The sequence below is a fragment of the Natronococcus pandeyae genome, assembly GCF_008122205.1.
Lineage (GTDB): Archaea > Halobacteriota > Halobacteria > Halobacteriales > Natrialbaceae > Natronococcus > Natronococcus pandeyae.
In genome coordinates this window covers 21835-39152 of record NZ_PHNJ01000003.1, presented here as the reverse complement: position 1 = coordinate 39152, position 17318 = coordinate 21835, and the positions used below count along the sequence as shown (strand labels likewise).

Genomic DNA, 17318 nt, shown 5'->3' with positions numbered 1-17318 from the left:
GACGTGTCTGCGGTTTCGCCGGCAACGATTTACAGCAGTCCGTACGAAACGACGATCGGTATCTCTTCGCGACCGACGTCGTCTTCTCGAAACCGGTCACGTCCCGCTCTCCCGTTTTTTGTTTCCCCGTTTTCCCGTTCTCCAGTTCTTCGGCTCTTCCGTTCTCCCGTTCTTCCGCTTTCCCGTTCTCACTCGCCGAGTGCTGCCCCGATCAGCCGGCACTGGCCCGCTCTCGAGGGGATCTCTGTCGGTCGTTGCGCTCCGGCCACTGTGGGGCGTGTTCCCGACCCTCACCCGATCTATAACAAGTTTTAATGTATGTGGTACACATTAACTGTGTATGAATAGGGACACCGCGGAACCCGACGCGGACGCGCTTCCCGGTCCGAACGCCCAGAAGTGGGTGGAGTTTCACCAGAGCTACTCGGCCCCCAGCGAGTACTCCCACGAGTTCGTCTGGGACATCACCCAGGAGGCGGACGGACCGTTCGTTACGGACGTCGACGGGAACGTCCTGCTGGATTTCACCTGTCACATCGGCGCGGCGCCGATCGGCTACAACAACGAGAAGGTCCTCGGGAAACTCCGGGAGTTCGACCTCGTCGAACCGATGAAGATCGCCGGCCAGGACATGTACTTCGGCGCCGGTCCGACCCCCGAGGAGTCGGACGTGCCGGGCTCGAGTCACCTGATGGAGAAACTCACCGAGGTCTCGAGCCAGTACGGGATGGACACCGTCTTCCTCTCGAACTCCGGTGCGGAGGCCATGGAGAACGCGATGAAGATCAGCCACGACTATCGCGCGCCGTCGAAATACGGCGTCGCCTTCGGCGGGAGCTTCCACGGCCGCACGTTCGGGACGCTCTCGATCACCAAGTCCAAGGAGGTGTACACGCGTCACTACCCCGAGATCAGCGGGATCGAGACGGTGCCGTTCTGTGCCGACCGCGGCTGCGATGCGAGCACCTGTGACTGTGGCTTCTTCACCGGTGCCGGCTCACAACTGCGCAACTCCCTCTCGCCGGAGGGCGGGCATATCAACCCCGACGAGATCGCGTTTCTCACCCTCGAGCCGATCCAGGGCGTCGGCGGCTACCGTTTCCCCAGCGAGGCGTTCATGCAGGAGGTCGCGGACGTCACCGACGAGTACGACATCCCGCTCGTGGTCGACGAGATTCAGTCCGGCGTCGGGCGCACCGGCGAGATCTGGGCCTCGGATCACTACCCGATCGAACCCGACGTCATCGCCAGCGCGAAGGCGCTGCGCGTCGGCGCGACTATCTCGCGTTCGGAGCTCTTCCCGACGGAGAAGAACCGGCTCGGCTCCACCTTCGGCGGCGGCGACCTCCTCGGCTCGATGATGGGCGCGTTCACCCTCGAGGCCATCCAGGAACACGACCTGCTCGAGAACGCCACTCGACGTGGCGAGCAGGCCAAAGAACTGCTTCGCGACGACTCGCCCGATCACGTCGTCGACGTGCGCGGGAAAGGCCTGATGCTCGCCGTCGAGTTCGACACGCCGGAGCGTCGTGCCGCCGTCGTCGAGGAATCGTTGAAGCGGGGACTGCTCACGCTGGGCTGTGGCAAGAAGACGATCCGGCTGCTGCCGCCGCTGGACTCGAGCGAGCGCGAGATCGAGTTGGGGATCGGGATCTTCCTCGAGGCGATCGAGGCGGTCGCTCCGAGCACGAAAGTTGCGTAATCAGTTTTTGTATTCGCAACTCGGTTTTCGCTTCGACGATCGTATCGCGCGGCTCGTACAGAGCAGGTCATCCCGTGCAGATCGTACAGCGCGAAGCCATCCACGTGCGGTGGCGCGCGCTGGACCGCGATGAGCGACGAGTGAATCGCGGGACGAAGCCGCGTGAGGGATGAGCGAACGAACGCAGTGAGTAAGCGAATCGGCTGGGGAGGACGAGGCAATCCCCAGTGGTCGTGATTTGCGAGTCGTGTACTCTCCGTTCTGTTCATACTGGCAACTATGGATTTCCACACCCACCCCAGCCGATTCGTTCGCTCTCTTCGCTCGCTCACTCATCCAAAGGAAGACGCGGAGCGTCTTCCAGGCCTTCGCTCACTTCGTTCACGAAGACCTCGCGCTAATCGAACCGCGACGAAGTCGCGGTTCAGCGCGCCAGCAGCTCTCGAGGTGACTACTCGAGCGAGCGCTCGACCACCGAAACGCCCTCGAGATCGGATAGCGACTCGAGCACGCCCTTCAAATGCTCTTTTCCGCTCCCCTCGAGCCCCACGGTCACGGGAACCCGATTCGGCTCGTCGACGGAGCCCCGGCGCGCACGCTCGAGGACGTCCAGTTCCGCACCCTCCGACTCGACGGTCTCCACCACGCTGCCGACGGTCGTCGGCCAGCCCGCGACGGCCAGCCTGGCCTCGACGTAGCGCTCGAGTTCGTGGAGCCCTGTCCGGCTCAGTTCGGCGTGCTCGGTGAGGTTGACGTTCCCGCCCGAGATCACGACGCCGACGTGCTCGTCCTCGAGGTCCAGATCCGCGCCCTCGGAAATGGCGGCAGCCAGCGGCGCAGCCCCCGCGCTCTCCACGACGGTCTTCGCACGCTCGGCGAGCAACGTCACGGCAGCCGCGATCTCGCGGTCGCTGACGCTCACCACGTCGTCGACGACCTCGCGGGCGTTCGCGAACGTAGTCTCGAGCAGTCGCGTGTCCGCGATCCCCTCCGCGACGGTGTCCACGTCCTCGAGTTCGTGGATCGCGTCGCCCTCGAGCGACGGTTTCGCGTGGGAGGCGCCCTCCGGCTGGACCCCGACGACTCGAATATCCGGATCGTGGGCCTCGAGCACCGTTCCGATACCCGAGATGAGCCCGCCGCCGCCGATCGCGACGAGGACGGTGTCGATCTCCGGGTACTGCTCGAGCAACTCGAGGCCGATCGTCCCCTGGCCGGCGATGATCGCCTCGTCGTCGAAGGGGTGGACGAACGTCTCGCCGGTCTCCTCGGCGCGCTCTACGGCGTACTCGTAGGACCGTTCGTAGATGTCGCCCTCGACGACGACCTCGGCGCCGTAGCCGCGGGTGGCCTCGATCTTTGCGGCCGGCGTGACCTCGGGCACGACGATCGTCGTCTCGATGTCGAGCAGTTGGCCGGCCAGCGCGACGCCCTGGGCGTGGTTGCCCGCGCTCGAGGAGATGACACCCACCTCGCGCTCCTCGTCGGATAGCTGGGCCATCGTGTTGTACGCCCCGCGGATCTTGAACGAGCCCGTTCGCTGGACGTTCTCGAGTTTGAGACCGACGGAGGCCGCGCCGCTCATCTCGGCGAAGGTTTGCGAGGTATCGAGCGGCGTCCGGTGGACGACGTCCTCGATTCGCTCGCGTGCGTCCTCACACTCCTCGCGGGTGACGAGTCGACTGCTCATTCACTGCCCTCCGGGTCCGCGACGTCTCCCACGTCCGTCCCCTCGTCGACGTGTGGAACCGGATGCCGGCGCTCGAGTTCCCGGATCGTCTCGACGAGGACGTCGACGCCGTGCTCGAGACTGTCCTCGTCGACGTCGAACGTCGGCGTGTGGTGGCTGGTGGGGTGATCGGTGCCGACGATCACGTACGTCGCCAACCCGCCGTCCTGCTGGACGCGCTCCATCAGGAACGTGGCGTCCTCGCTCGCACCGAAATCGGCGGCTGGAAGCACGTGATCGATCCCGGGGACGCCGCTCGCGGCCTCGCTGACGAGCGCCTGCAACTCGGGATCGCTGTCGGCTCGGGGCGACTCGCTGACGACCTCGACGTCGGCGCGACAGCCGTGCATCGTCGCCGCCGACTTGACCGTTCGCTCGAATTTCTCCTTCATGTACGCCATCAGTTCGTTGGTCTCGCCGCGGGCTTCGGCCTCCATGTGGGCCTCCTCGGCGATGACGTTGCTCGCGGAGCCAGCCTCGGCGTAGCCGATGTTCACGCGGGTCATCCCGTCGCTGTGACGCGGGATGCCGTAGGCGTTCTCGATAGCCGTCCCCATCGCGTGCATCGCGTTGTCGCCCTCGTTGGGCGCCTTGCCGGCGTGTGCGGAGGTGCCGTGAATCGTCGCGTCGACGTGACACATCGCGAGCGGTTTTTCGATTCCCGCCACGACTTCGCCGGTCGGGTGGTCGAGACCGACGTGGGCGGCGAGCAGGTAGTCCAGATCGTCCGCGAACTCGCTTTTCGCCATCGGACAGCCGCCGCCGCTGGTCTCCTCGGCGGGCTGGAAGAAGACGACGAGTCGGCCCGAGAAGTCGCTCTCCTTGATCGCCTCGAGGACGGCCAGCCCCCAGGTCATGTGGACGTCGTGCCCGCAGGCGTGCATCGTGCCGTCGATCTCCGAGCGAAAGCCCTCGCTGACCGGAGCGTGGTCCTCGTCGAGCGACTCCTCGATAAACAGCGCGTCGATGTCGACCCGCAGCCCGATTGCAGGCCCCTCGCCGCGCTCGAGGACGGCGACCGCGCCGGTGTTGCCGCCGGCCATCCGGTCGAGCAGGTCGGGGTCGGCACCGCGGTCGCGTGCCCATCGATCCCACGATGCGAGTCGACGGACCTCGGGGACGGCCATCCGGTCGGCGGGATCGTAGGCGTCCGGGCCGACGGCTAACTCGTCGACGCCGATGGCTCGGATCTCTTCGACGAGGCGTGCGGTCGTGTAAAACTCGCGCCAGGCTGGCTCGGGATGGCGGTGCAAACTGCGGCGGAGGGACACGAGGCGGTCCCGTATCGGCTCGTTCATGACAGTCACTGACGTTCCCCACGGACTTAATTATACACAATCAGTGTTGACGCCGACTACACAAAAAGGATAAGAGAGAGGATGACAACCGTAGGGTATAGTTGCGTCGCAGCGGCGGAGATCCGTCACTGCAACGCAGGAGTCACCTACATGAGCACGAATCCAGACGTCGTCGTTCTGAGAGAGGGAACGGAAGGGCTGTCGATGGAATCGTACGCCGAAACGCTGCGCAAGCGGCTCCCCGAGCACACCGTCGCGCTCGCGCGGACGCCGGAAGAGGAGCGCGAACTCGTCCCGCAGGCGCGGATCGTGACGGGCATCACGATCGAGGAGGACCTGCTCGAGGACGCCGACCGTCTCGAACTGTTCGCGTGTACGTTCGCCGGCACCGACCACGTCCCGATGGACGCGCTGGCAGATCACGGCGTTACCGTCACCAACGCAGGCGGTATCCACGCTCCCGGTATCGCCGAGCAGTCGATCGCCAACATGCTCGTCTTCGCGCGAAATCTCCACGAGGGCTGGCGGCGCAAGTCGAACGGCGAGTGGCGTCACTTCCAGTCCCACGAGTTTACGGACAGCACCGTCACGATCGTCGGCCTCGGCTCCATCGGCCAGGAGATCGTCCAGCGTCTCGAGGGGTTCGACGTCGAGACGATCGGCATCCGCTACACGCCCTCGAAGGGCGGCCCGACCGACGAGGTGCTGAGTTTCGAGGAAGCGGACATCCACGAGGCCTTTTCGCGAAGCGAGTACGTCGTTCTCGCCTGTCCGCTCAACGACCTGACTCGCAACCTCGTCGACGAGGACGCGCTGGCGACGCTCCCGCCGAACGCGGTGATCGTCAACGCCGCTCGCGGCGGGATCGTCGACACCGACGCGCTCGTCTCGGCGCTGCAGTTCAGCGGGATCCGCGGCGCCGCACTCGACGTCACCGACCCCGAACCGCTGCCGAACGATCACGAACTCTGGGACCTCGAGAACTGCCTCATCACACCCCACACCGGCGGCCACACGCCGAAACACTGGGACCGACTGGCCGACATCGTCGCGCACAACGTCGGTGTGCTCGAGGAGGATGGGCACGGTGACCTCGAGAACGCCGTCTACCGGCCGGAGTCGAACTGACGAGTGACGATGGCCACCGACAACTCGCCTTCCACGACCGACCACAGCGACCAGACGTCCACGCCGGACGAAACCGATCTTGGGCCGCCGGACGATCCGCGGGCGGACGATCCCGCAGCGGACCCGCGGGCGGACTACGACTACGTCGGCGGCGACGTCGACCGTCCCGCACTCGTCGCGGACCTCCAGGAGCGAATCGACGGCGAGGTCCGGTTCGACGAGTACAGCCGCCGGCTGTACGCGACCGACGCGAGCGCTTACGAGATGACGCCCATCGGCGTCGTCCTCCCGCGTTCGACGGACGACGTGGCGAGCGTCGTCGCGTACTGCGCCGAGAACGGGATCCCGGTGCTCCCACGGGGCGGCGGGACGAGTCTTGCAGGGCAGGCGGTCAACGAGGCCGTCGTCCTCGATTTCACGGCGCACATGGGCGAGGTGCTCGAGATCGACCCCGACGAGCGACGGGCGACCGTCCAGGCGGGAGCCGTCCTCGCCGACCTCAACGACGCGCTCGCGCCCTCCGATCTGAAGTTCGCGCCTGACCCTGCGGCGGGAAATCGGAGCACGGTCGGCGGCGCCATCGGCAACAACTCGACCGGCGCCCACTCGCTGCAGTACGGCAAGACCGACGCCTACGTCGACGCCTGCGAGGTCGTCCTCGCCGACGGCTCTATCGAGCGCTTCGGCGAGATAACGATGGCCGAACTGCGCGATCGGGCCGAACCCGACGGCGACCTGCTCGGGCGGATCTACGAGGCCCTGCGTCGCGTGATCGACGACGAAGCCGACTCGATCCGGGACGTCTTCCCGCAACTGAAGCGCAACGTGTCGGGATACAACCTCGATCGACTCGTCGCGGAAGCCTACGGGAAACCCGACGCCTTCGACGAGACCGCGGGCGACTCGGCCGTGATCGACGACGACGCTGAATCCGACCCCGAGGCGACGATCAACCTCGCCCGCGTCTTCGCCGGCAGCGAGGGAACCCTCGGTGTGATCACGCAGGCGATCGTCTCGCTCGAGACCGTCCCCGAGACGACGTCCGTCGCCCTGCTGACCTACCACGACCTGCTCGAGGCGATGGCCGACGTCGACACCATCGTCCGGAGCCACGATCCCGCGGCGATCGAGGCGATCGACGACGTGCTGATCGACCTGGCCGAGCGAACCGAAGAGTTCGCCGACCTGGTCGAGCGACTCCCCGCGGGTACCGAGACGGCGCTGCTCGTCGAGTTCTACGCCGAGGACGACGACCACGGCCGCGAGCAGGTCGCGGAGCTGCTGGCCGATCGGCTGCCCGACGAGACCGTCCCGGATCCCACGGCGGACGACGCCGAGGCGGACGCCGAGGGCAACGTGACCGCGTCCGAGACCGACCCCGTCCGCGCCTTCGACGCCCTCGAGGCCCACGACCCCGACGGCATCGCCGAACTCTGGAAGCTCCGCAAGAGCGCGGCGCCGATCCTGCTCTCGCGGACCTCCGACGCGAAGCACATCTCGTTCATCGAGGACACGGCGGTCCCGACCGAGAACCTCGCGGACTACGTCGCCGACTTCCAGGCGGTGCTCGAGGAGCACGACACGTTCGCGAGCTTCTACGCCCACGCCGGCCCCGGCTGTATGCACATGCGGCCGCTGGTCGACACCAAGAGCGAGGCCGGACTCGAGGAGTTCGAGGCTATTTCGGACGCCGTCACGGACCTCGTTGTCGAGTACGGCGGGAGCGTCTCGGGCGAACACGGCGACGGCCGCGCGCGCACCCAGTGGAACCACAAGCTCTACGGCGACGACGTCTGGGAGCTCTTTCGCGACCTGAAGACGGCGTTCGATCCCGACTGGCTGCTTAATCCGGGGAACGTCTGTGGCGACCACGATATGACCGCCAACCTGCGGTTCGACCCCGACTACGAGTTCGAGGCGGGGTTCGAACCCGCCCTGAACTGGGAGAACGAGAACGGCTTCCAGGGGATGGCCGAACTCTGTCACGGCTGTGGCGGCTGCCGGAGCGACCAGGAGACGACCGGCGGCGTCATGTGTCCGACCTACCGCGCGGCCGAGGAGGAGAGTCTGAGCACCCGCGGCCGGGCCAACATGCTCCGTGGAGCGATGAGCGGCGAACTCGACGTCGACGCGACCGACGCGGAGTTCCTCGCCGAGATCATGGACCTCTGTATCGGCTGCAAGGGCTGCGCCCGGGACTGTCCGAGCGAGGTCGATATGGCGAAGCTCAAGGCCGAAGTGGAGCACGCGAACCATCAGGAGAACGGCTCGAGTCTCCGCGACAAGCTGTTCGCGAACGTCGACCGGCTGAACGCCGTCGGCTCCGCGCTCGCACCCCTCTCGAACTGGGCCGCGTCGCTGCCCGGATCCGGGCTCGTCGCGGAGAAGACGCTCGGAATCGCCCGCGAACGCGACCTTCCGACCTTCGCCGGCGAATCGCTCGAGGAGTGGTTCGAAGCGCGCGGCTCCCGCGTTCCGCTCGAGGAGGCCGACCGGAAGGTCCTGCTCTTCCCTGACACGTACACGAACTACAACCATCCGAGAGCCGGGAAAGCGACGGTCCAGGTCCTCGAGACGGCGGGCGTCCACGTCCGGATCCCCGACCAGGTGACCTCGACTGGCCGACCGGCCCACTCCAAGGGCTTCCTCGACCTCTCCCGCGAGCGGGCCCGAACGAACGTCGACGCCCTCGCGCCGTTCGTCGAGGACGGCTGGGACGTCGTCCTCGTCGAGCCCTCGGACGCCGTCATGTTCCAGTCCGACTACCTCGACCTGTGCTCCGGCGTCGACGTCGAGGCGGTCGCTTCGAGCACCTACGGCGTCATGGAGTACGTAGAGCGATTCGATCTGGCCGCCGGGCTCCCCACCGCCGACCCCGGGGAGCGGCTGACCTACCACGGCCACTGTCACCAGAAGGCGACGAAGAAGGACGGCCACGCGGCGACGGTCCTCGAGACCGTCGGCTACGAGGTCGACGCGCTCGATTCGGGCTGTTGTGGCATGGCTGGCTCGTTCGGCTACGAGGCCGAGCACTACTCGCTCAGCCAGCGGATCGGCGAGGTTCTCTTCGAGCAGGTCGAGGAAAGCGACGGCGAGACGGTCGTCGCCCCCGGCGCGTCCTGCCGGAGCCAGCTGTCGGGGTACGACGGCTGCGAGGAGCCGCCTCACCCGATCGAGAAGCTATCGGACGCGCTCTCGAGCGAGCCCACTCGCTGAACGTCGGTCCCGCCAGCCGTTTCCCGCGAGGGACGCTTTCCGTTCGTTCTCAATCGGCCGACGACACCACTCGGTCGTCTCGTCGTCCCATACCGACCAGTGAATCTTCTTTGCGATTCGTGCGTAATGGTACCATATGTCTGCTACCGTACTGGACGATGTCGACAGGGGGATTCTGTACGCACTCCAGCAAGACGCCCGCAACACGACGACGAGAGATATCGCTGAGCAGGTGGGCGTGACGGCGAGCACCGTCAGTAACCGTATCACCCACCTGGAAGCGGACGGAATTATCACCGATTACTACACCGTACTGGACTACGACCGGGCAGGGTTCCCCTTGCACGTCCTGATTACGGGTACCGCGCCGATAGTCGAACGAGAAGCCCTCGCTCGACGAGCGCTCGACGTCCCTGGCGTGGTGAACGTTCGCGAACTCATGATCGGTGAGGGCAATATTCGACTCGAAACCGTCGGCCAGTCCAACGACGACATCACCCGGATCGTCACGGAGTTGTCCGAAATGGGCGTCTCGATTAGCGACGAAGTTCTCGTTCGAAACCAGTATTACCATCCGCTGGCCCTCCTCGAAACCGAGGGCGAAAACTGATGGCGAAATAGAACGTCGTTTACAATCCGGAAGCGGCTATTTATACGTCCGAATACTTTCCAAGGACCTGCGCGCGAACGTACGAGAATAGATAACACCCGCTAACGCTTCCCTTCTGACGAGGTCGAACGCCAATGAAAGCGTCTCCCAGCCCCAGTACCGAGTGGAACGACGAACAACTCGACAGCTCTCTCCGGATTCTTGCCAACCCCATCCGACGACATCTGCTTTGGCAACTATCTCAGGAGAACGACACCGTCGCGACCATCGACGAACTGCGTGACGGACTCCTGGTCGATAGTCGTGAGAAACTGACCGGTGACGAAGCACGAATCGCGCTCTTGCATGTCCACCTACCGATGCTCTCCGACGCCGGGATAGTCGACGTCGACTGGGACCGGGAGACGGTCCGGTATCGGAGCGGCCACCGCATCGAATCTCTCTTGAGGACGATACGCGCCACCACGAGACATGAGGACTCGGGATTTCCCGACCGTAACGGGTAGCGTACCGGTCAGAAAGCGCGTCTCGCGTCAGTGACCTGAACTGAGACGCTCGACTACGGCCAGAGGCCGCGCTTCTCTTTTGCCTCCGCAATCCGGGAGAGCGCGACGACGTAGGCCGCGTCGCGCCAGGAGAGCTCCTTCGCCTCGACCTCCGTCCGGACCTCCTCCCAGGCGTCGAGCATCTTCGCCTCGAGTTCCTCGTTGACCTCCTCGAGGCTCCACTTCCGGCGGTTGATGTCCTGGAGCCACTCGAAGTAGCTCACCGTGACGCCGCCAGCGTTGGCGAGGATGTCCGGAATCACGTGGACGCCGCGTTCCTCGAGAATGGTGTCGGCGGCGAACGTCGTCGGCCCGTTCGCGCCCTCGACGACGATGTCGGCCGCGATGCGGTCGGCGTTGTCGGCAGTGATAACGTTGCCGACCGCGGCGGGGATCAGCACGTCTACGTCGAGTTCGAGGATCTCCTCGTTGGAGAGGTGTTCCGGCGCGTCCTGTTCGAGAACCGCCTCGGGCTCTTCTTCGTGGGTCGGGATCGATCCGATATCGAGTCCGTCCGGATCGTAGATCGCGCCGTTGACGTCGCTGACGGCGACGACGGTCGCGCCCCACTCCTCGAGCAGGCGGGCGGCGTTCGCGCCGACGCTCCCGAATCCCTGGACGGCGACCGTGGTATCCTCGAGGTCACCGCCGTAGTAGTCGACGGCCTCGCGGGCGGCGATCGCGGTCGATCGACCGGGGGCCTCCTCGCGGCCGTAGCTACCGCCGATAACGGGTGGCTTCCCGGTGACGACGCCGGGAATCGTCTCACCCTGCTGCATCGAGTAGGCGTCCATGAACCAGGCCATCGTCTGGGCGTCCGTCCCCATGTCGGGTGCCGGAACGTCCGTCGTCGGGCCGATGACGTAGCGCAGCTCCTCGGCGAACCGGCGGGTGAGCCGCTCCGTCTCCTCGTCGCTCAGCGACTTGGGGTTGATGGAGATGCCGCCTTTCCCGCCGCCGAAGGGGAGATCCATGACGGCGCACTTCCAGGTCATCCACATCGAGAGGCCGATACACTCGTCGGCGTTCACTTCGGGATGGTACCGGAGGCCGCCCTTGTACGGCCCGCGGACGTCGTCGTGCTGGGCGCGGTAGCCCGTGAAGACGTCGACGCTCCCGTCGTCACGCTCGAGCGGGACCGATACCTGCTCGACTCGGGTCGGATATTTGAGCCGTTCGATGACCCCCTCGTCGACGTCGATGTGCGTTGCGGCGCGCTCGAGCTGCCGGCGGGCAGTGACGAGCGCCGAATCGAGTTCCTCGTCCGGTTCGGCTTCCTGCTGGGATGGTGGTGTACTCATCGGGGGTTACGCGGTGAACAGTTTTCGCGGGAAGTCTGCAAGCGTTTCGGCTCCGCTACTCGTAACGTGGAACGTCTCGCTGATCTCCATTCCGATTTCGTCCGTCCAGATACCGGGGATCATGTGGAACGTCATGTCCTCCTCGAGCACCGTCTCGTCACCGGGACGAATGCTCGCGGTGTGTTCGCCCCAGTCCGGCGGGTAGCCCAGTCCCATCGAGTAGCCGATGCGGTCCTCCTTCTCGAGACCGTACTCCGCGATCTTATCGCGCCAGGCCTTCTCGACCGCCTCGCAGGTGACGCCGGGCTCGGCGGTATCGAGCGCGGCTTCGATCCCCTCGACGACGATGTCGGCGGTCTCCTGGAGCTCCGTGGGAGGGTCGCCGACGAACGTCGTCCGGGCGAGCGGCGAGTGGTATCGGTGACGGCACCCCGAGAGTTCGATGATGACCGGATCGCCGTCCTCGAACGGACGATCGGTCCAGGTCAGGTGTGGCGTTCCGGTGTGGTCGCCCGAGGGCATGAGCGGGACGATCGACGGGTAGTCACCGCCGAACTCGTCGGTGCCACGGATCAACCGCTCGTAGATCGCCGCCGCCGCCTCGTACTCGGGGACGCCCTCCTCGATCGCGTCGAGTCCCGCCCGCATCGCGTTCTCGGAGATCCGGGCCGCCTGCCGCATGTACTCGAGTTCCTGCTCGGACTTCTTGACGCGGACCCAGTTGACGAGCAGCGTCGTGTCCTCGAAGTCGGCCTCCGGAAGGTTCTCCTGAAGGCGCGTGTAGGATTTCGCGGTGAAGTAGGAGGCGTCCATCTCGAGGCCGATTCGGCCGCCGTCGACCTCGAGTTCCTCGAGCACGCCCGCGACGTAGTCCATCGGGTGCAGGTCGTACGGTGAGTGAACGTGGTCGTCGCTGTAGGATCGGATGCTCTCCTCCGAGAGCCAAGTGGTCGCTCGCGCGCCGTTGGCGTCCATCTCGCGACCGACCCAGACGGGTTCGTCGCGCTCCGGCGTCACGATGACTGCCTGGTGGACGTAGAACGACCAGCCGTCGTATCCCGCCAGATAGTTCATGTTCGCCGGGTCCGAGACGACGATGGCGTCGAGTTCCTCCTCGCGGAGGCGCTCCTTCGTCCGCCCCAACCGTCGTTCGTACTCTCGCTCGTCGAAGATATCCTGGGACATGATAACGGATGCTGTATCCAGTAGGTTGCGCAGAAGCGCTAAAAGTTTTTCGTGTACAATGGTTACAGTAACTGTATACATCTGGGCAGGTCGATCGGGATGCGCTGCCGATTCGCTCGCCGGCGGGAGAGTTACATAGCTTCGGACGCCGTCTGTTCACGTATGGCAGAGACCGAACTTGCCGATCGAGAGTGTGAGGCCTGTACCGGCGACGAGGACCCCCTCGAGGGACAGGAACTGATCGATCTGTACGAGGAACTCGACCGCGACGTCTGGGAAGTCGTCGACGAACACCACCTCGAGGGCACCTACGAGTTCGAGGATTTCCGGGACGCTCTCGAGTTCACGAAGGAGGTCGGCGAACTGGCCGAGGAGGAGTGGCACCACCCCGACATCCACCTCTCGTGGGGCGAGGTAGTGATCGAGATGTGGACGCACAAGATCGACGGCCTGCTGGAGGCGGACTTCGTCATGGCGGCCCGCATGGACCGGATCTACGAGGAGTACGAACCCGAGGAGTAACGGCAACCGAGGGCCTCGATCTCCGGAAACGGTTAGGGCGCGCGAGCCGTTGACATTCCATGGGTATCGATGACACGCTATCGGCGCTCCCCAACCCTGGGACCCACAGCTTTCCGGAGTACTCCCTCCCTCGCGGCGATCCGGTGATGCCGATCGCGATCACCAGCGACGAACTGACGACGCTGCTGGACCTGTACGAGACCTTCGCGGCCGTCGACCCGACCGGGATCGACTCGAACCCGTTCCTCCAGGCGACGACCCAGTTCCTCGAGCAGACGTTCGGGGCCCCGGTCTACCGCCCGGACGAGGAACTCGCCGACGACATCGCAGCGATGCTCAACGACTTCTCCGACGATCTCGCCGGCGATTCGCTGGGCGTCGTCGACGCGACGCCGAAACACCACAAGACGCTCTACTTCTTTCTGACCTCCTGTCGGGCCTACCACTCGGCGCCGCACATCCAGTTTCAGCCGGATCGCGACGCGGTCGACACCCTCTACGACGTTTACGAACGGGTCGTCGACCAGGAGATGTACCTCAAACGTCCGCAGACCGTCCTGGAGTAGTTCTGCCCCTCAGAGCCAGCCGTCCTCGACACGGTCGACGAGTTCCGAATTGGCGTCCCGCCACGTCTCTGCCGCTCGAGCGAAGACGTCGCTCGCGCGCTCGTTCGCCGTCTCGAGGATCTCCCGCTCGTCGACGGTCCGAACCGCATCGTCCTCGAGGACGACCTCCCCGTCGACGAGAACGGTGTCCACGACGCCGGCGTTCGCGCCGTAGACGATGTTCGGCACCGCCGTGTGCAGCGGCTCGGAGACGATCGGTGCCGTCGACGGATGCTTGAGGTCGAGCAGAACGACGTCGGCTCGCTTTCCGGCCTCGAGCGACCCGACGCGGTCGTCGATCCCGAGCGCCCGCGCCCCCTCGATCGTCCCGACACGAAGCGCCTCCCAGGCCGGGAACGCGGTCGGATCCGTCCGCTTCGTCTTCGCGAGCAGCGCCGTCGTCCGGAGCTCCCGGAGGAAGTCGTGCCCGCCCGGTCCCGGCGCCTGATCGGTGCCGATACCTGCGACGCCGCCGTGCTCGCGATATTCGGCAATCGGCGGGGTGACGCCGTCGATCGCGGCGATCGAACTCGGGTTCGCGGCCATTCGAACGCCCGCGTCGGCCAGGTGGGCACGCTCGTCTCGCGTCGCGCCGTGGAGATGCGCCGCGAGGAGTTGATCCGAGACGAGTCCCAGATCCTCGAGCACGCTCACGGTCGTCTCGTCCGCGCCGTAGCGCGCCTCGATCTGGCGCTGCTCGCGTCCGCCCTGGGCGACGTGCATGTGGATCCCGCGGTCGTGCTCCGCGGCGCGGTCGCGGATCTCCTCGAGCAGTCCCGGCGGCACCATGTCTAGCGCCTGCGGGCCGTACAGACACGAGACGCGCTCGTGGTCTGCGTATGCGTCGAACAGCGCCTCGTTGCGCTCGAGCGCCGACCGTCCCTGCGCTTCGTCGAGCGGATACGGCTCGTCGGGCCCGAGATCGTCCGTCGGGCCGTCGACGGCGTTGATCGTCTCCGTCGCGACGACGCGAACGCCCGTCGGCTCGTAGGCCTCTTCGACGAGTCTCCCGACGTCGCGGGCGTACTCGCCGACGGTCGTCACGCCGGAGCGAACCGCCTCGAGCACGCCCAGTCTCGCTCCCGCGACGTGATCGGCGGGCGCCATCGCCGCCGAGAGCGGCCCGAGCGCGCGGTTCATCCACTCGATCTCGGGGACGTCCTGCGCGCCGCCCCGGAGCAGCGTCAGGCCGGTGTGCGCGTGGACGTTCACCAGCCCGGGCATCGTCACGAGGCCGTCGCCGTCGATGGTGCGTTCGGGGTCACCTGAAAACTCGTCCGCCGGGCCGACGAACGCGATTTCCCCGTCGTCGACGGCGATCGTCGCGTCCTCGAGCATGCCCAGTCGATCGTCGCGCATCGTCAGCGCGAGCGTGTTCGTGATCGCGAGATCCATGCTTCGAGTGAGGGCGCACGGCGACAAAAGTGTCCGCGAACGTGAACGCGAATCTCGACCGCCGATCGGTCGACCGGACGGGCTACTCGAGCGCGTCCCGCAAATCGGCCACCACGTCGGCGTGGGCCTCGTGGGCGACCGAGAGGTCCGCCGGTTGCTCGAGCATCCCGAAGAAGCCGTGGATCATTCCCGGATAGTTTCGGTAGCTGACGGTGACGCCAGCACCCTCGAGTCGGTCGGCGTAGGCCGCACCGTCGTCCCGGAGGAGGTCGAAGCCAGCCGTGAGGATCGTCGCCGGCGGCAGTTCCGAGAGGAGCCGATCGTTCGCGAGCCGCGGCGCGGCGAAGATATTGGCCGCGTCGATCTCGCGCTCGAAGTAGTGGTTCCGGAACCACTCGCTCTCGTCGGCCGTCAGCCCGTACTCCGCCGCGTTCTCCTCGTAGGCTGCCGTTTCGGTCGCGTCGCCGGTGACGGGATAGACGAGGACCTGGTAGGCGACGTCCGGCCCGTCGCGGTACCGCGTCAGGAGGCACGTCCCCGCCGCGAGGTTCCCGCCGGCGCTGTCGCCCGCGAGGACGATCTGGTCGGGGTCGCCGCCGAACTCGGCGGCGTTCTCCGCGACCCACTCGAGGGTGGCATAACAGTCCTCGAGCCCGGCCGGGAACGGGTGTTCCGGCGCGAGCCGGTACTCTACGCTGACGACGGGATAACCGGTCTCGGTCGCCAGCTTCCGGCAGGTCGGGTCGGCTGACTCGAGGTCGCCGAGAACCCAGCCGCCGCCGTGGAAGAAACAGATCGCCGGTCGCGATTCCGCCTCGCCGTCGTCCGCCTCGCTGTCGTTCGACTCGCCGGACGGATCGTAGATCCGGATCGGAATCTCGCTTCCAGGGCCGTCGATACGCCGGTCTTCGACGCTCGCGACCTCGATACTCGAGTCCACCGCGAGCAGGTCGTCCATCCGCTCGCGTGCGTCCTCTGGCGTGAGGTCGGCGATAGAAGGGGCGCCCATCGCCTCGAGCGCGTCGAGCACCGCCTGCGCCTCGGGGCGTGGTTCGTCGGCAGCGTGCGCTTCGTCGACGGCGGAAGACCCGTTCTCTGGAGCCGGTGTCATCGGCGGCTCTTCGAAGCCCGCTCCCAAAGTGGCTCCGGCGGCCGCCGCCCGCCAGTATCAGACCGTTTATTTCGGTGCGGGTCGCCTCTCCCCCTAATGACGAACCAGGACCTCATCGACGCGCTGCGCGAGGCGGAGGCCGTACAGTTCGGCGAGTTCGAACTCTCCCACGGCGGCACGAGCGAGTACTACGTCGACAAGTACCTCTTCGAGACGGATCCGCGCTGTCTCGAGGCCATCGCCGACGCCTTCGCCGAGCGACTCGAGGCGGGTGACAAACTCGGCGGCGTCGCCCTCGGCGGTGTCCCGCTGGCGGCCGCAACCAGCGTCGCCGCGGGCGTTCCCTACGTCATCGCGCGCAAGCAGCGCAAGGAGTACGGCACCGGGAACCTGGTCGAGGGTCGCCTCGAGGACGGCGAGGAGGTCGTCGTCGTCGAGGACATCGTCACCACGGGGACGAGTCTGGTCGACGCCGTCGAGGCGCTTCGAGAGGCGGGCGCCACCGTCGAGCGCGCCTTAGTCGTCGTCGACCGGCAGGAGGGCGGCCGCGAGAACGTCGAAGAGGCGGGTCTCGAGATGGAGGCGCTCGTGACCGCAGAAGAGTTGCTGGCAGATCGGGACTGACCCCGACGGGATCGGGTCCCTCCCAGGCGGTGATCGACGGCGTCGCTCGAGCGAAAGAGACGGTCGCGCTCGGTTAGCACGACGACCACGCCGAAAGAAATTCAGTATCTCACGAGAGCGAGACTGTATGAAAAACGAATACGTACTCCTCTGTGCCGGGATCGCGCTCGCTCTCGTCGGCTTCCTCCCCGAAATATACACGATCGTTCGAGCGTCCCGGTTCCATCTGCTTACCGTCGGGACCGTCCTCGCGACCGTCGGTCTCGTCTTGCTGTACCGGCAACCCGAACCGGCGGATCCCGTGCGTAACGGGTGACGAATCGATCCCGAGAAAACAGCGTTCTCGG

At 66.0% G+C, this 17318-nt stretch carries 15 protein-coding genes; 9 read left to right on the top strand and 6 right to left on the bottom strand.

Annotated elements, in window-relative coordinates:
- The first annotated feature begins 340 nt into the window (after positions 1 to 340).
- Positions 341 to 1702 (top strand): aminotransferase class III-fold pyridoxal phosphate-dependent enzyme, encoded by a 1362-nt coding sequence (locus CV102_RS06860; RefSeq protein WP_148857157.1) that lies wholly within the window; start codon positions 341 to 343, stop codon positions 1700 to 1702.
- Between the two features lie 451 nt (positions 1703 to 2153).
- Here the strand turns inward: CV102_RS06860 and CV102_RS06855 are convergent, their stop codons facing one another.
- Positions 2154 to 3392, bottom strand: coding sequence for a threonine ammonia-lyase (locus tag CV102_RS06855; protein ID WP_148857156.1), 1239 nt, complete (start codon positions 3390 to 3392; stop codon positions 2154 to 2156).
- The gene (locus CV102_RS06850; protein WP_148857155.1) at positions 3389 to 4729 is read right to left on the bottom strand and encodes an amidohydrolase; all 1341 of its coding nucleotides are present in this window, start codon (positions 4727 to 4729) and stop codon (positions 3389 to 3391) included. Before CV102_RS06850 ends, CV102_RS06855 begins: the two co-directional genes overlap by 4 nt.
- Before the next feature lie 150 nt (positions 4730 to 4879).
- Between CV102_RS06850 and CV102_RS06845 the strand changes: the two genes are divergently transcribed.
- The 4 genes from CV102_RS06845 to CV102_RS06830 all read left to right on the top strand — a co-directional run bounded on the left by CV102_RS06845 (position 4880) and on the right by CV102_RS06830 (position 10189).
- Positions 4880 to 5857 carry an NAD(P)-dependent oxidoreductase gene (locus tag CV102_RS06845; RefSeq protein WP_148857154.1) on the top strand — a complete coding sequence of 326 codons (978 nt, stop codon included), beginning with the start codon at positions 4880 to 4882 and terminating at the stop codon, positions 5855 to 5857.
- Positions 5858 to 5866: 9 nt separating this feature from the next.
- The gene (locus CV102_RS06840) at positions 5867 to 9073 is read left to right on the top strand and encodes an FAD-binding and (Fe-S)-binding domain-containing protein (RefSeq protein ID WP_148857153.1); all 3207 of its coding nucleotides are present in this window, start codon (positions 5867 to 5869) and stop codon (positions 9071 to 9073) included.
- A 136-nt stretch (positions 9074 to 9209) separates the two neighbouring features.
- Positions 9210 to 9683 (top strand): Lrp/AsnC family transcriptional regulator, encoded by a 474-nt coding sequence (locus CV102_RS06835; RefSeq protein ID WP_148857152.1) that lies wholly within the window; start codon positions 9210 to 9212, stop codon positions 9681 to 9683.
- A 134-nt stretch (positions 9684 to 9817) separates the two neighbouring features.
- The gene (locus tag CV102_RS06830; protein ID WP_148857151.1) at positions 9818 to 10189 is read left to right on the top strand and encodes a DUF7344 domain-containing protein; all 372 of its coding nucleotides are present in this window, start codon (positions 9818 to 9820) and stop codon (positions 10187 to 10189) included.
- A 53-nt stretch (positions 10190 to 10242) separates the two neighbouring features.
- On the opposite strand, the gene gdhB is transcribed toward CV102_RS06830, so the two are convergent.
- Both gdhB and CV102_RS06820 read right to left on the bottom strand, forming a co-directional pair.
- Entirely contained in the window at positions 10243 to 11529 is a 1287-nt protein-coding gene (gdhB, locus tag CV102_RS06825; protein ID WP_148857150.1) for a glutamate dehydrogenase GdhB, read from the bottom strand.
- 6 nt (positions 11530 to 11535) lie between these two features.
- Complete coding sequence (locus CV102_RS06820; protein WP_148857149.1) at positions 11536 to 12714, bottom strand: M24 family metallopeptidase; 1179 nt, start codon at positions 12712 to 12714, stop codon at positions 11536 to 11538.
- Positions 12715 to 12876: 162 nt separating this feature from the next.
- On the opposite strand from CV102_RS06820, the gene CV102_RS06815 reads away from it, so the two are divergent.
- A complete protein-coding gene (locus CV102_RS06815) occupies positions 12877 to 13236 on the top strand; it encodes a 4a-hydroxytetrahydrobiopterin dehydratase (protein WP_148857148.1) in 360 nt (119 codons plus the stop codon).
- A gap of 59 nt (positions 13237 to 13295) precedes the next feature.
- A complete protein-coding gene (locus CV102_RS06810; protein ID WP_148857147.1) occupies positions 13296 to 13802 on the top strand; it encodes a hypothetical protein in 507 nt (168 codons plus the stop codon).
- A gap of 9 nt (positions 13803 to 13811) precedes the next feature.
- On the opposite strand, the gene CV102_RS06805 is transcribed toward CV102_RS06810, so the two are convergent.
- A complete protein-coding gene (locus CV102_RS06805; RefSeq protein WP_148857146.1) occupies positions 13812 to 15236 on the bottom strand; it encodes an amidohydrolase family protein in 1425 nt (474 codons plus the stop codon).
- Between the two features lie 82 nt (positions 15237 to 15318).
- Positions 15319 to 16347 carry an alpha/beta hydrolase gene (locus CV102_RS06800; protein ID WP_148857145.1) on the bottom strand — a complete coding sequence of 343 codons (1029 nt, stop codon included), beginning with the start codon at positions 16345 to 16347 and terminating at the stop codon, positions 15319 to 15321.
- A 96-nt stretch (positions 16348 to 16443) separates the two neighbouring features.
- Here CV102_RS06800 and pyrE point away from each other — a divergent pair, with 96 nt between their 5' ends.
- Together pyrE and CV102_RS06790 are read left to right on the top strand one after the other, a co-directional pair.
- Positions 16444 to 16971 (top strand): orotate phosphoribosyltransferase, encoded by a 528-nt coding sequence (pyrE, locus tag CV102_RS06795; protein WP_148857144.1) that lies wholly within the window; start codon positions 16444 to 16446, stop codon positions 16969 to 16971.
- A gap of 127 nt (positions 16972 to 17098) precedes the next feature.
- Positions 17099 to 17287, top strand: a complete 189-nt coding sequence (locus CV102_RS06790) for a hypothetical protein (protein WP_148857143.1) — start codon at positions 17099 to 17101, stop codon at positions 17285 to 17287.
- The last annotated feature ends 31 nt before the right edge of the window (positions 17288 to 17318 follow it).